Annotated in this window: 1 pseudogene; it reads right to left on the bottom strand. The window is 62.9% G+C overall.

Going from position 1 to position 372, the window contains the following annotated elements:
* Positions 1–372 (bottom strand): annotated as a pseudogene (locus SLS51_RS23430) (type VI secretion system membrane subunit TssM); the annotation flags it as partial.

Consider the following 372-nt stretch of genomic DNA (forward strand, 5'->3'; position numbering starts at 1 on the left):
GGCACATCCTCCGTCGCGTCCGGGTTAAACGGATAGCGGCCGGCCAGGTAGGTCTGGTACTGTCTGACGACGGTGTCGTGCCATTCGATTTCCAGCGAACGGATGGCTTCCCGCATCACCACCCGCCAGGCCTGTTCCGCCAGTGCGCCGACCCAGCGGTTGAGCGGTGCCGGCAGGGTTTTCGCCCGCTGCTGTACGTCGAAAATCGGGTCGTCGTTATGCTGTTCAAGCCGCTGCTGCACAGCATTCAGGGCGGCTTTGCCCGGGACCGGCGCGTTCTGAATGCCCAGCAGGTAACGGTGCAGCGCCACCAGTTGCTGATAAACCCCCTGTAAGGTGCTGTTTTTATCCCCGGACTCCTCCAGCACCGCG

This window comes from Photorhabdus africana, from assembly GCF_035181445.1.
GTDB classification, from domain to species: Bacteria; Pseudomonadota; Gammaproteobacteria; order Enterobacterales; family Enterobacteriaceae; genus Photorhabdus; species Photorhabdus laumondii.